This window comes from Pseudomonas sp. GL-RE-26 (assembly GCF_019956275.1).
GTDB lineage: Bacteria > Pseudomonadota > Gammaproteobacteria > Pseudomonadales > Pseudomonadaceae > Aquipseudomonas > Aquipseudomonas grandcourensis.
Map to the genome: position 1 here is coordinate 40,667 of NZ_JAHBDI010000016.1, position 13,712 is coordinate 54,378.

The window sequence follows — 13,712 nt, forward strand, 5'->3', positions numbered from 1 at the left end:
TCAATAGATGCTGAACGGGAAGTACTTGTCGTTGATCTTCTTGTAGGTGCCGTCAGCGACGATTTCTTTGAGCGCAGTGTTCAGCTTCTCGCGGATCGGGTCCTTCTTGCGCACGGCAATACCGATCTTGTCGCTTTCTTCCACCGGGTCGCCCTTGAACTCGTAGCTACGGCCCGCATCGCTTTTCAGCCATTCGTAGTTGACGTACTTGTCGGCCAGGATGCCGTCCAGACGGCCGGAAGTCAGATCGAGGTAGGCGTTTTCCTGGGTGTCGTAGAGCTTGATGGTGATGTCGTCACCATAGTTGTCTTCCAGGAAGGTGCCGGCCAGGGTCGCGCGCTGGGCGCCGATGATCTTGCCTTTGAGTGCGGCCTTGTCGGTTTTGAAGTCGATGTCTTTCTTGGCGATGAACTGCAGCTTGTTGGAGTAGTACGGATCGGTGAAGTCCACCGCTTGCTTGCGCTCGTCAGTGATCGACATCGAGGAGATCAGGAAGTCGAACTTCTTGGCGTTCAGGGCCGGGATGATGCCGTCCCAGTCGGAGGTCACGACGGTGCACTCGACTTTCATCTTGGCGCACAGGGCGTCGCCGATCTCTTTGTCGAAGCCGACGACATTGCCACTGGCATCTTTATTGTTGAACGGCGGGTAAGCCGCTTCGATGCCCATCTTCAGGGTTTCGGCCATGGCACCGGCGCTGAACGCCAGGGTGACGGCGGCAGCCAGGAAGACCTTTTTGTAGTTCTGCATGTGGGTAGCTCCGTTAGCGGTTGCTGGACATGAATTGTTTGCAGCGCGCCGAAAGCGGGTTTTCGAACACCTGCTGTGGCGATCCTTGCTCTTCTACCAGGCCCTGGTGGAGGAATACCACTTCGCTGGAGACCTGACGGGCGAAGCCCATTTCGTGGGTCACGAGCAGCATGGTGCGGCCTTCTTCGGCTAGCGCGCGGATGACATTAAGTACTTCCTGGACCATTTCCGGGTCAAGCGCCGAGGTGGGCTCGTCGAACAGGATGACCTTGGGCTGCATGGCCAGGGTGCGGGCGATGGCCGCGCGTTGTTGCTGGCCGCCGGACAACTGCGCCGGGTAGGCATGGCGCTTGTCGGCGATGCCGACCTTGGCCAGCAGGGCTTCGGCCACTTCGATGGCTTCGGCCTTGCTCTGGCCGAGCACGCGGCGCGGGGCTTCGATGATGTTGTCGAGCACGCTCATGTGCGGCCACAGATTAAAGTTTTGAAACACAAAACCGATTTCGCTACGCAGGCGATTGATCTGCTTGCCGTCGGCGGCCACCAGTTCACCGTTCTTCGCGGCCTTGAGCTTGAGTTCTTCGCCGGCGACCAGGATCTGGCCCTGGTGCGGGTTTTCCAGCAGGTTGATGCACCGCAGGAACGTAGACTTGCCGGAGCCGGAGGAACCCAGGATCGAGATCACATCGCCGTCGCGGGCGGTCAGCGAGATGCCTTTGAGCACCTCCAGCGAACCGTAGCGTTTGTGCAAGTTGCGGATTTCAAGCGCGGGCGCGGCCTCAGCCATGTGCGTTCCTCATATATGTTGCGCTCCTGCTGTTGGCGGCCTTCCTGGCGAGGCGGCCAACCTAGCATAGCGTTTCGATGGCAGCCAACAGCGCTACGGACGGTAAGCGGCTGGTGCGTGGCAGGTTGTCGCATCGGCGCAGCAGACTGTCGCCCCATCAACAACCGAACAGCCGTTTGAACCTTGCCTGTCGATAAAAAGCGCGGTGGCTGCCGCAAAAAAAGGCGCGATGTTGCCAGCTTTGACAGGGTGTTGGAAGCGCTATCCGGCCAAATGCACCGCTTGTGCACTTTTAATGTGCGCGGAGCCATTTTCAGGTGTGTTTCCGGTGCGCTGATTCACCCCACAAAGTGGGTGGCAGGGTAACGCTCTGGCGAAGTGCCATTAAATTCAATGGGTTGCGATGACTGTCCGGTCTAAGCGAGATCGCCGGGTTAGATGGTTTTGAAATATTTTGGCGCAATTATTGCGTGCAGAATCCAGAACGCCCCGTTGGCTTCTTTTTACGAGAAGGATTGCCGAACGGGATGCACGCATTCGCTTCTCCTTACAAAGGTAGTTTTAATGAGCAGTACCCAAAGCTCTAATGGCCTCGAACAGGGGCTCAAACCGCGCCACGTGACCATGCTGTCGATTGCCGGGGTTATCGGCGCCGGCTTGTTCGTTGGCTCGGGGCACGCCATCGCCGCTGCAGGTCCGGCTGTTCTGTTGGCTTACGCCGCCGCCGGCATGTTGGTGGTGCTGGTGATGCGCATGCTCGGCGAAATGGCCGTTGCCTCGCCGGACACCGGTTCGTTTTCGACTTACGCCGACCGCGCGATCGGTCACTGGGCCGGTTTCACCATCGGCTGGTTGTACTGGTGGTTCTGGGTGCTGGTGATTCCGCTGGAAGCCAACGCCGCCGCGACCATCCTGCATGCCTGGTTCCCTGGCGTGGACATCTGGGCCTTCGCTCTGGTCATCACGATGCTGCTGACCGTGACCAACCTCTTCAGCGTAAAGAACTACGGTGAGTTCGAGTTCTGGTTCGCCCTGATCAAGGTTGTGGCAATCATTGGTTTCATTGTGCTCGGCGTCCTGGCGATCTTCGGCTTCCTGCCGAACAGCCAGGTCAGCGGTGTTTCGCACCTGTTCGACACCCAAGGCTTCCTGCCAAACGGCATGGGCGCGGTGCTGGGTGCGATCCTGACCACCATGTTCTCCTTCATGGGTACCGAGATCGTGACCATCGCAGCCGCGGAATCGAAAGATCCGGGCAAGCAAATCTCCAAGGCCACCAACTCGGTGATCTGGCGGATCGGCTTGTTCTACCTCGTATCGATCTTCATCGTTGTGGCCCTGGTGCCATGGAACGACCCGATCCTGGCCAGCCTTGGTTCTTACCAGACTGTGCTTGAACGCATGGGCATCCCGAACGCCAAGATGATCGTCGACATTGTGGTACTGGTTGCTGTGACCAGCTGCCTGAACTCGGCGCTCTACACGTCCTCGCGCATGATGTTTTCCCTGGGCAAACGCGGCGATGCGCCGGCGATGTCTACGCGCACCAACAAAAGTGGCACGCCTTACTGGGCAGTGATGTTGTCCACTGGCGCAGCGTTCCTGGCAACATTCGCCAACTACGTGGCTCCGGCTGCCGTGTTCGAATTCCTGCTGGCCAGCTCCGGTGCCATCGCATTGCTGGTGTACCTGGTGATTGCGATTTCGCAACTGCGCATGCGTAAGCAGCGTATAGCGCGCGGCGAGAAAATCGCCTTCAGCATGTGGCTGTTCCCGGGCCTGACCTACGCGGTGATCGTCTTCATCGTCGCGGCCCTGACCATCATGCTGTTCCAGGATGCCCATCGCGTGGAAATTCTCGCGACCGGCTTGCTCAGTGCTCTGGTGGTAGCGGCCGGCTTGCTGGTGGCTCGCCGTCGCAACCTGGAAAAGCGTGGCGCGGTAGTGCTGAACTGATCCATATCGCGTAACGCAAAACGGCCGCTGTCAGAGATGACAAGCGGCCGTTTTTGTTTGAGTCGTAACCTTTACTCGGCTTTTTCTTCCGGCGCTTCCAGCGACTCGCGGTAGACATCCAGTGCAGCGCTGAAATCGGCGATGAACTGCGGCTCGCTCAGCCAGGCCTGGGCGCTCTCGCGATCCATGCCGTCGGCCCACATGCGGTAGTCGATCAGCATGTCGGCGGCCAGGTGGGTGGCGGCCATGCCTTCGTCGTCGGCGTTTTCCATGTCCAGCAGTTCTGGATGGTCGATGATGATAAAGGCCAGGTTCGTCAGCAGAACCGAGAGCATTTCGTTGCGGCTGACGGCTTCCGCGTCGCGCATTTTGCTGAACATCGCCAGGGTGTATTCCGGGATCGGTTCGGCGAGGTGGCCAAGGTCATCGTCCAGTGCGGCGGGTTTGCGGCCGTGGATATTGATCTGCTTGGCTTTGGCTTTTGCGCGCTTGGCGCGTTTCTGTTGCTTGTTCAGGGAGGCCATGGGAACTCAGTTCGGTTTCTGTTGGGTTTGCGCGGCAATGGCGTCGGACGCCGCCACGTAGTCGGCCTGGAAGGCCGGTGATTCGATCCACGCCAAGGCGCCGGCCTCGTCGGTTTCGGTCGCCCATTGGCGATACTCGATCAGCGCGGCAAGGATGAAGTCCATCGCGCCTTCCTCGCCTTCCTGTTCGTACACCAGTTCCAGCAGCGGGTCTTCGAGGAAGGCCGTGCACAGGGCTTGCTGGCTGATCTTTTCGGCGTCGATCATTTTCTTGAACAGTTCGGTCAGGTCCACCGACTCGAAGTCGATGCGATCATCGTTCGGGTCCAGTTCCACCGGCGCGGCAGCCCGCTGGGTGCGGTTCTGCTTGGCCTTGGCCTTGGCGCGGGAGGCGCGTTTGTGCTGCTTGTTGGCGGAGGCCATGGGTGTCGTTCCGTATTCGTTGAGAGGGCAAAGGGCCTAGCTGCGTGGCACTCGCCGCCCGGGGGTATCGGGGGCCAGTTCGCCGTTTTGCAGCCAGGCCAATGCAATGGGCCATAGTGTGGCTTGGTATGCGCTACGAAAAAAGGCGAAATGTCCGACTTCTTCTTCGCCGATGTCTTCGGGATGGATACGCAGGTGGGAGTTTGTGCTGCCGGTGAAGTAGCCGAGCAAGCGTTCGATGGCCGGGACAGTGCCGTAGGGGTCATCGCTGATGCTGATGGCCAGGGTTTGCGCGGTGACGCTGGCAAAGGGCAACTGCCCGGTGGTTTTGTTGATTGTGCGGCCGCTGGAGCGTTTCTCGTAGCGGGCAGTGGAGAGGCTCCAGTCACGGACCACGCCGGCGGGTGTGTCTTCCAGCCATCCGAGGCGTTTGCCCGGAAAGTAGCCGTAGATCATCGTCACCAGCGGCATCAGCACATGCCACTTGCCGAACATGCGCCAGCGATGGGCCGGCGCATAGTCGCGCCAGTAGGCGAATTGCGCACCGACCGTCACCAGACGCCGGATCAGGTGCCCGGACGCCCCCAGGCCCGCTGCACAGCCGCCAAAGCTGTGGCCGACCACATCGACAGGCTGGCCAGGAAACTCGCGCTGTGCGCGCTTGAGCATCGCCTCGAAATCCAGCGTACCCCAATCGGTCCACGAGGCTTGAAGCCCCTTGAGCGATGCCGGACGCGACTCGCCGATGCCGCGGTAGTCATAGGTGATGACATCGAAGCCGTGGGCGAACAGGTAGTCGGCAAAACGTGAGTAATGCCGGCAACGGACCGACGTGGCGGCATTGATGATCACCACCGGACGAGCTGCGTCCTGAGAGGCGTGTCGCCAGGTGAAGCCACCGAGGATGAAACCGTCCGGGGCGGTTTCCTTGAACGGATTGCCGGGGGTGGTATCCGGCAGCGGCAACTCGATGCGAGTGGGGGCCAGTGGAGGCGTGTCCTGCAAACTCATCGGTGTCAGTCCTTTGTGGGTAGCTGCCAACGATAGTCCTGATGCCGTTGATGAACAATCCGTTCGCCTCAGCGCGGTTGTTGATTAGTCAATCGCTCTTCAAGTGCTGCTCGCTCCCGATCCAGTGCGTCACGCAGTTCCTCTTCACTCGGCAGGACAAGCTTGTACTTGCTGGCGAGCAATTGTTCGATCAGCGCTTGTTCGATCTCGCTTTCCTGAAGCTTGCCGGCATTGGGTAAGCCAAGAAACTCCAGTACCACCGGATCACGGATGAAATCCCGAGGGCTGGCCTTCATGTTTTGAATGTGGGTGGCGGCCTCCTGCTTGACGCTGCCGCGATCGCGGCTCGCCAGCAGGCGTTCGTAGTACAACGTATTGATCTGGCGCTCCAGCGCTCGGCTTGACCAGTTTTGGGTGGCTGATTCGTTCATGTACCAGAGACGAGCGCTGTCGTTGTCGACTCGAAGCAAGCGGCGGTAGTGGGTCCAGCTCAATTCGTGACGCAGTGCGTCACGAATTGGAAAGGCTTGATAGAACAGACGCATATACCGCAGGTTGGAAGCGTCAAATCCCTTTCCGAACTCCGCAGTTAGCACTTTGGCCAAGGTCGACAGTAACTCTTTGCCATACCTGGCCCGTCGCGCGCCGTTCTGTTCGAACTCAACGATGTGCCGGCCAATCTGCCAACAGGTCTGCACTTGAACAGTATCGACCGCCCGAAGCACCTTCTGACGTGCCTGATGGATCAATTTTCCAAGGTTGCCAAGCAGTGATGCCAGATGTGGGTCGTGAGTGTCGTGGGGTGTGAGGGTCGTCATGAGGTCTTCCGCAGCAGGTTGAACAGCGAAAGAGAATGACAAGTGAGCACCCTTCAAAGATGCCGGGTGTTACTGAGAAACAGGCAGGAAATACCGGGTTCTCAGGCAGGACGGGTCTAAATCCTGGCGAGGGATGAGGAACAAATGGCGTAGTACGTTTCGTACTCAGGTCAAATCAATCTAAACCCCTCCCTCCGAATGGAAATCCAAAGGATGTAACGATTGGGTTCTGCAGAACCCGGGAGTCGTCATCATGAAATACCTCCATACACTCCTGTTGCCCCTCACCGCTGTAGGCGTGCTGATGTTTCCTGCGATGTCACCTGCCGCCAGCCTCGAGCCCATCGACAGCCAGGGGGTGCAGGCGCAAAGCCAGGAACAAAACGGCATCACCTACCTGTCGGGCGGTATTGGCGAGGATGAGTCCAAGGCCATCCAGCAGACCACCGGCTATAACTTGCACATGACGTTCTCTGTCGGGACGGGAAATGAATACGCTTCAGACGTGAATGTGGTTATTCAGAAGGCCCCGGGACAGACCGTGCTGACGCTCAATGACGCCGGTCCGCTGGTCTACGTGAAGCTGCCAGCCGGGAAATACACCGTCATTGCGACGCATCACGGAGAAACACGGCATGACGTTGCCGATGTTGGCAGTGGTGCAGCCCGTAACCTGGTTTTCCACTGGAATGATGCGAGTTAGCGAGAGGCTGCAAATCAAGGGGCGCAACCAGACCCTGAATCTTGTGATTCAGGGTTTCTTGTATGTGGTCTCATGAACGGCGTACAAACCCGTCTGGGGCGCCGATCATTATCGACGTGATGATCATAACGACGCCAATGTCTGGATGAGTGCAACGCGTAAAGGGTTGGTTTCTACGCTCAGCAGCTTGATGGCCAAGGCGCAGCAGACCACGATCAACATAGGTTTGATCAACCGTGGTCCGACCCGGACAGCGGCCCGTGCACCCAATTGAGCGCCGACGAAGGCCGCCAAAGCCATGGCAATGGCTATCGGCCAGATAATCACACCTTTGGTGATAAAGACCGACAGGGAACCGAGATTGCATGAGGCGTTGGCAAGTTTGGTAAAGCTCATGGCCCGCATCATGCCCAAGCCGCAGAGCAGTACGAATCCGACGATAAAGAAAGAGCCCACACCGGGGCCAAATATACCGTCGTAAAAGCCCAGAATCGGCGCCACGCTAAACGAAAAAAGCAGAATGCCGATTCTCTTGCGTCGATCTTCATTGGCCAGCTTTGGAGAGAGCGCAAAATAGATGGCCACCAGAATCAGCATGATAGGTACGCAAACTTCCAGGTAGCGCTTATCAATAGAGCTGACCAGCAAGGCACCACTGGCGCCGCCAATAAACCCGCAGATAACCAGGAAACGCCCTTCGCGCCACTCGATCATTCCTTTGCGAGCAAAGGTTACAGTTGCCGAAACAGTTGCCGAAGCGGCCTGGAACTTGTTCGTGGCAATCGCACTGATAGGGTCCACCCCAGCCAGAAAAAGTGCAGGCAAGGTTATCAGTCCGCCCCCACCCGCAATTGCATCAAAAAAACCGGCGCAGAACGCCACGAGCGCCAATAGGCCAATTACATCCCAAGACATTCCGATCCCTCTTTTACAGTTACTGGCAAGTCATCCAAAAGTCAGCCCAGCAGCCTCAGCGGGTCTTCTGAAATAACGATAGGAGACGAAAATTTCGACAGGCCAAAAATGCGAACTAGCACCCGTCTGTTGTCTTGAATGATGTCCCGGCCGTGCAGCGCCCGAACGTTATTGATGAGCAAGGCGGACTCTTGCGTCAGTGTGTATTCGATTGGAGTTGCTTCGCGCACACCCTGGCAAAGGGCGGCATAGGCCGTTTTGACGAAACGTGAGGCATTGCCGTTAACCGAAAATCGGTATGAGTTGAAACGGGCGGCGAACCCGACGTTGTCATCGAACTCCAGGATTGAAACATTGTGACCATCCTCTCCCTTGCCTCTGACGAAGGAGTCACTGCGGGTGAACTGAAAACTCCCCGTAGTCAGCGCGAGGCAGTTGGTTACGCCGATTTTTTCGAGTATGGGAGTCAGTGGAATGACTCGTGTTGGCTCCAGGCTCGGGTTCCACAAGGCTGAGAGTATCAGCGACGACGGCGAGGGTGAGTGCCCGTCTTTCGCGTTTATGGCGCACCAGTAAGGAGCCTCGGTGTGTGGACCTAGCGCCAGGCCGGAGTGGGAACTCAGTTCTTTGATATCCGGCTCGGCAGGGATTCTGATCAGTCCGCCGCCCTCGAAGTTGGCCACCAGTCGAACCAGTTTTCCTTCATTGTCCATGTCGTAGGCAAAGGCCCTGTTATCTACCAGTTTCAACAAAATCTGATTACGGGCGGCCAGGCAAAGGACGTCGTATCGGTTTTCCAGGAAAGTCTGGTCTGGTAGTTCATCTGGAGGGCTGGCGTCTGAGATTTTTTGCAACCCATCAAAGATCAATACGGAAACAAGCCCATTGGAATAGGCACTCAACAGTTCGCATTGGTCTTTCGAGAACGAGAACTTCAATTCAATAGCTGCACAAGCGGCTTTGGACTTGGCTCCCGGTGCCTGCGGTCCACCGATGGCGGCCAGTTCTTCGGCGAATGTGTGAAGCAACGTTGACTGCGGAATATCAAAGCTGAAAGTTCTGATTTCTTGTTCGGTAAAAAGCTCAGCGGTTTCGACGTCTGGTTGAACGGCGTCAGTCATTTTCTACATCCCTGCTGTGTATCTGCTGCCGGTTATGCGGCAGCTCCTCCTTTGATTCTGCACAAACTGTTAATCGGCGTATGTCATCCATTTCCGTTAAAGCAGACGGAGCGTTCTGACAGGCCGGGGGCAACCAGGAATTACCGATATCCGATGCCTGAAGGCTTTTCGGGAGTCAGCCTCGGCAACCGTTACGGGCGCTTGCTGGCGTGGTGACAGGAGGTGGGGAATTGTCGCTTCGATGGTGGCTGGACCGATGCCTCATCAAATCGCAGGCATAAAAAAACCCTGAATCTTGCGATTCAGGGTTTTCGGTATTTGGTGCCCAGAGACGGAATCGAACCGCCGACACGGGGATTTTCAATCCCCTGCTCTACCGACTGAGCTATCTGGGCAACGGGGCGCATTAAACGGGTTTTTCAGGGGGTCGTCAAGCAAGTTTTCAAAAAAATTTTAATTATTACCGTCGCTTACGTTCCGACCCCCGAGAAATCGGGGTTACTCCGACGGCGGCACGTAGCCTTCGGCCTTGGCGTAATCCTCGCCGGAGAAGTACTTGTCCATCTCGCCCTGAAGATATTTGCGGTCTTCGGCGTTCATCATGTTCAGGCGTTTTTCGTTGATCAGCAGGGTCTGGTGCTTTTGCCAGTCGGCCCAGGCCTTTTGCGAGACGTGGTCAAAAATGTCCTGGCCCTTGGCGCCCGGGAAGGGAGCGCGCTCCAGACCTGGCAATTCTTCTTTGTACTTGCGGCACATGATGGTGCGGGTCATGACGACTCTCCTGCGTTCAATACGGCGGCCGCGCGTTCGAGCAAGGTTTTGACCGGGGCGGCAAGGCCCAGGCGCGGCGGGGTGGCGAGGTTATACCAGAGCCAGTCAGCCTCGGCCACGTGATGGCCGGACTCCTGGACCTGAACCAGCCAGGGTTCGATGGATAACTGAAAATGGCTGAAGGTGTGCACCAGGCTCGGCAATGCCTGTTGGGTGCCCAGTTCCAGCGAGTGCTGCGATGCCAGGTGCGGCAGGTCGTCGAGGTCGTCGAGTTCCGGCAAGCTCCACAAGCCGCCCCACAGGCCCGTGGACGGGCGACGGTAAAGCAGGATCGCGCCCTCGCCGTTGGCCAGCATCGGCATCAGCGTGCGTTTCTGTGGGATGGCTTTACGCGGCTTGGGGATCGGGTAGCGGGTTTCCAGGCCGAGCATGTGCGCCTCACAGCCCTTTTCCAGCGGGCACAGCAGGCAGCTCGGTTTGCTGCGGGTGCAGAGCGTGGCGCCCAGGTCCATCATCGCCTGGGTGTAGGCGTTGACCCTATCGTGAGGCGTAAAGCGCTCAGCGTTGGTCCAGAGCTGTTTGGCGACCTTCGGCTCGCCGGGGTAGCCCTCTTGCGCGGTAAATCGCGCCAGCACCCGTTTGACGTTGCCGTCGAGGATCGGCGCGCGCAGGCCCATGCTGATGCTGGCAATGGCGCCAGCGGTGGACAGGCCGATCCCCGGCAGATCAGTGAGTTTTTCCACGTCCCGGGGAAACTCGCCGCCATACTGCTCGACGACGATCTTCGCGGTCTTTTGCAAATTGCGTGCGCGGGTGTAGTAACCCAGGCCCGTCCACAGGTGCAGCACTTCGTCCTCCGGTGCCGCCGCCAAGGCTTCGACCGTTGGCAACGAGGCCATGAAGCGGTCGAAGTAGTTCAGCACGGTGCTGACCTGGGTCTGCTGCAACATGATTTCCGAGACCCACACCCGATACGGGTTGATGTCCTGCTGCCAGGGCAAATCGTGACGGCCGTGGCGGTCGAACCATTCCAGCACCGCCGTTGAAAACTGCTCGGCTCTCATCGCTTGAACAGCTCCTTGAGCGCGTCTTTCAGTTTCGGGTCGACCTTGTCGCCCCATTTCGCGTCGATTTTTTCGCTGATCCTGTCGCCAGCCAGTTTGGCCGCGACCTGGCTCATGCGCTCGTTATCCAGGCGGCAAGCCTTGGCGCCCAGCTCCAGCGGGCCGCGGCAGCGCAGTGGCCACTCAATGCCGACAAACTTGTCGCCGACCTGGCAGGCCGGGTCCGGCATGGCGCTGGTATCGCCTTCGACGATGATGCCAACGCGGTAGTCCATGCCCAGCACTCGCAGATCGATGTCACCGCCACCGTTGACGGTCATGCCCGGGATGCGCACTTTCAGGTCCGGATTACTGGCCACGCCGTTATGGAAGGTCAGATTGCCTTTGAGTTCCTGGAAGGGTGTGTCCTTGCCCCGGGGTTCGCCGTTGAGGGTTTTGCGGTTGAGCGTGGCGATGCCTTTGCACAGCTGTTGCTCAAGGTTGGCGTTGAGCAGCACGCCATTGTTGATGATGAAACTGGCGTTGCCGTTGAGGGTTTCGATCAACGCTTTCTGGCTGTTGCCGCTGCCGGTCAGGCTGCTGTTGAGCGTGACCAGGCCTTTGACCGGCGGATTCTTGCCCTGGCTTTCGAGGATTTTTTCTGCCGGTACCCGGCTGATCTTCGTCTGCAGGTTCAGCGCCGGCACCGGCTGGCGCACATCGAGCGTGCCGGTGGTTTCGAAGTTGCCCTCGTACAGGTCGCCGCGCAGGTTGGCCAGTGTCAGCAGGCCGCCCTGGCCGGTAGCCTTGAGTGCGGCGTTATGGATCGGCAGTTTTTGCAGGGTCAACTGGCCGAAGGTCAGGTCGGCGTCCACATCGAGCTTGCTCAAGCGTTCTACGGGCAACAGGCGCTCACTGCTCCAGGCGTCCTTGGTCGGCGCGGGAGGCAACGGAGTACTGCCGGCGCCGGCCATGGCTTCGGCTTCGGTGTTGGCGACTTCGGCCTGACGCACTTGTGTTGCGCTATTGGCCTCGGCGGATTTCGGCGGCAGGTAACGGTCGACGTTGAAGGTGTCGGCCTTGAGTACTGCGCGCAGCGATTGCTTGGCGAAATCTTCGACGGCAATGCGGCCGCTGAAGGTGCTGTCGTCGACTTTCAGGTTGAGGTTGTCGAGCGCCAGGCTGGTGGGTGTAGCTGCCAGACGGCTGACCAGTTCGACCTTGCTCAGGCTGCCTTCGGCCATAGCTGGGAGTTTCTGGCCGATGCTGTCGACGAATTTCGCCAGGTCGAACTGGGCAATCGAGATACCGCCGCTGACTTGTGGGGTCTTGTCGAGGTCGTTGACTTTCAGTTCGCCCAGTGCCCGCAGTTGGTTGGCGGAGATCTTGATTCCGGTCCACTCGGCGACATTGGCGGCCTTGTCCAGCACCAACTGGCCCTGGGCGGAGAACGTCATGGTCTTGCCTTGCAGCGGGTCGCCGGTCACTTCACCGGACAACTTCATGTCTTCGAGCTGATAGCGCTGCAGTGCACGTGCGATACGCACCTCACCATTGAGCTCGGTACGCACTCGCAATGCCGGCTGGTTGGCGGACAGGAAAGCCGTGAGTTTGAGCGGAATGTTGACGGAGTCGTGAACCGCGCCGGTGCTCAACTGGATGCTTTCGGCGCTGAAACTCTTGCCGGTTTTTTCGTCGCTGTATTCGACCCGTGCGTTGTTCACGGTCAGGCTGTCGATGTCCAGGCGGATCGGCTGCGGCGGTTTTTCGGCCGCGACGCTGGTGGCAGGTGCAGGTTCACTCGCTGCGGGCGCAGTGCTGGTCGTGTCGGTGTTGGCCGGTGCCGGTACCTTGCCGACGTCTTGCCAATTGCCGTGGCCGTCCTTGTCACGGTTCAGGCGCAGGTTCAGGCCCTCGACTCGCACGTCGCTCATCTGCACTTCACGGCGCAGCAGCGGCAGTACGCGCACCGACAGGCCGAGCATCTGCAAGTCGGCAAACGGTTCGGCCGGTTTGATCAGGGTCGCCACACTGGCGTCGTGCAGTTCCAGGCCCAGCCAAGGGAACAGGCTCCAGCCGATATCGCCATTGAGTGTCAGCTCGATGTGCGCCTTGTCGCGGGCAATCTGGCGGATCTCGTCTTTGTAGTCGTTGGGATCGAATAGGTGGGTCAGGGCAAAGCCCAGCGCCACAATGATCAGCAACAGCCCGAGAAGTACCAGACCCAGGATTTTGCCGAACGCTTTCATGGGCGAGTCCTTGTAATTAATCGAATTCAAAATTTAGCCGAGGAGTATAGCGCCCCCGAACAGACGACCGGTCAGTGATCACGCCGGCAATACGTCCAGAGGCAGTTTCAGCTTGGCGGCCAGCGCCTGAGCCTCCAGATGCCCGGCAGGCGCCAGCAGGCGCAGGGGCATGCCCGATTGCGCGGCCATTTTCCGGGCTTCGGCGACCAGTCGCTCGGCAACACCACGGCGACGGGTAATTTTTCGCACACATATTTGGGACAAGTGCCAGGCGTCTTGGTGCCTTTGCAGGCGGGCCGCGCCCAGCAGGCGATCATTGAAGCGCCCGGCGATCAGCGTGCCGTCGCGCAAACAGTCTTCGATCAACTGCTCGGCCCCGGAAAAAGGGGCGAACAGCCAGTCCGGGGCGTCGCTGTAGATCTTCTGCAGATCCTGCCGATCCTGGGCAGTGACTTGGTTCAGCGGCTCGACAATGATCGGCATGGTGATTCCTGTGAGGTCATGAAGCGATAGAGATCAGATGACGTACAAAAGGTGATGTCAGTTTGGTTTTTCTGTCACTTGCAAATGGTAACCTTTGCCCGTTCGTCCGTCCTTCTGCGACCTGTTGTCGCACAACAAGGTGCTCCACCAAAAAACGG

Annotated in this window: 14 protein-coding genes and 1 tRNA gene; 2 read left to right on the forward strand and 13 right to left on the reverse strand. The window is 58.6% G+C overall.

Features of this window, described 5'->3' with window-relative positions; all coding sequences use genetic code 11:
* Entirely contained in the window at positions 1–750 is a 750-nt protein-coding gene (locus KGB07_RS12890; protein WP_015093061.1) for an ABC transporter substrate-binding protein, read from the reverse strand.
* Positions 751–763: 13 nt separating this feature from the next.
* A complete protein-coding gene (locus KGB07_RS12895; RefSeq protein WP_046040846.1) occupies positions 764–1,537 on the reverse strand; it encodes an ABC transporter ATP-binding protein in 774 nt (257 codons plus the stop codon).
* Between the two features lie 564 nt (positions 1,538–2,101).
* Between KGB07_RS12895 and gabP the strand changes: the two genes are divergently transcribed.
* Positions 2,102–3,493: a GABA permease gene (gabP, locus tag KGB07_RS12900; RefSeq protein WP_046040847.1), complete on the forward strand. Its 1,392-nt coding sequence runs from the start codon at positions 2,102–2,104 to the stop codon at positions 3,491–3,493.
* Between the two features lie 71 nt (positions 3,494–3,564).
* Here gabP and KGB07_RS12905 read toward each other — a convergent pair whose 3' ends face one another.
* The 4 genes from KGB07_RS12905 to KGB07_RS12920 all read right to left on the reverse strand — a co-directional run bounded on the left by KGB07_RS12905 (position 3,565) and on the right by KGB07_RS12920 (position 6,269).
* Positions 3,565–4,017, reverse strand: a complete 453-nt coding sequence (locus KGB07_RS12905) for a hypothetical protein (protein WP_223465558.1) — start codon at positions 4,015–4,017, stop codon at positions 3,565–3,567.
* 6 nt (positions 4,018–4,023) lie between these two features.
* Positions 4,024–4,440 (reverse strand): hypothetical protein, encoded by a 417-nt coding sequence (locus tag KGB07_RS12910; RefSeq protein ID WP_046040850.1) that lies wholly within the window; start codon positions 4,438–4,440, stop codon positions 4,024–4,026.
* 36 nt (positions 4,441–4,476) lie between these two features.
* Complete coding sequence (locus KGB07_RS12915) at positions 4,477–5,451, reverse strand: alpha/beta fold hydrolase (RefSeq protein WP_046040852.1); 975 nt, start codon at positions 5,449–5,451, stop codon at positions 4,477–4,479.
* Between the two features lie 68 nt (positions 5,452–5,519).
* Positions 5,520–6,269, reverse strand: coding sequence for a DUF1016 N-terminal domain-containing protein (locus tag KGB07_RS12920; protein WP_046040854.1), 750 nt, complete (start codon positions 6,267–6,269; stop codon positions 5,520–5,522).
* A gap of 253 nt (positions 6,270–6,522) precedes the next feature.
* Here KGB07_RS12920 and KGB07_RS12925 point away from each other — a divergent pair, with 253 nt between their 5' ends.
* Complete coding sequence (locus KGB07_RS12925) at positions 6,523–6,972, forward strand: carboxypeptidase regulatory-like domain-containing protein (protein WP_223465559.1); 450 nt, start codon at positions 6,523–6,525, stop codon at positions 6,970–6,972.
* Between the two features lie 123 nt (positions 6,973–7,095).
* Here the strand turns inward: KGB07_RS12925 and KGB07_RS12930 are convergent, their stop codons facing one another.
* From KGB07_RS12930 to panM, 7 genes are all read right to left on the reverse strand, one after another.
* Positions 7,096–7,887 (reverse strand): TSUP family transporter, encoded by a 792-nt coding sequence (locus tag KGB07_RS12930; RefSeq protein ID WP_046040857.1) that lies wholly within the window; start codon positions 7,885–7,887, stop codon positions 7,096–7,098.
* A gap of 41 nt (positions 7,888–7,928) precedes the next feature.
* Positions 7,929–9,008: a hypothetical protein gene (locus KGB07_RS12935; RefSeq protein WP_223465560.1), complete on the reverse strand. Its 1,080-nt coding sequence runs from the start codon at positions 9,006–9,008 to the stop codon at positions 7,929–7,931.
* A gap of 319 nt (positions 9,009–9,327) precedes the next feature.
* Positions 9,328–9,403, reverse strand: a tRNA-Phe gene (locus KGB07_RS12940).
* A gap of 103 nt (positions 9,404–9,506) precedes the next feature.
* Positions 9,507–9,779 (reverse strand): oxidative damage protection protein, encoded by a 273-nt coding sequence (locus tag KGB07_RS12945; protein WP_007989188.1) that lies wholly within the window; start codon positions 9,777–9,779, stop codon positions 9,507–9,509.
* Positions 9,776–10,843, reverse strand: a complete 1,068-nt coding sequence (gene mutY, locus KGB07_RS12950) for an A/G-specific adenine glycosylase (RefSeq protein ID WP_046040860.1) — start codon at positions 10,841–10,843, stop codon at positions 9,776–9,778. Before mutY ends, KGB07_RS12945 begins: the two co-directional genes overlap by 4 nt.
* Positions 10,840–13,071, reverse strand: a complete 2,232-nt coding sequence (locus tag KGB07_RS12955) for an AsmA family protein (RefSeq protein ID WP_046040862.1) — start codon at positions 13,069–13,071, stop codon at positions 10,840–10,842. Before KGB07_RS12955 ends, mutY begins: the two co-directional genes overlap by 4 nt.
* Before the next feature lie 78 nt (positions 13,072–13,149).
* On the reverse strand, positions 13,150–13,554 hold the full coding sequence (panM, locus tag KGB07_RS12960) for an aspartate 1-decarboxylase autocleavage activator PanM (RefSeq protein WP_046040864.1): 405 nt from the start codon (positions 13,552–13,554) through the stop codon (positions 13,150–13,152).
* Between the last annotated feature and the right edge of the window lie 158 nt (positions 13,555–13,712).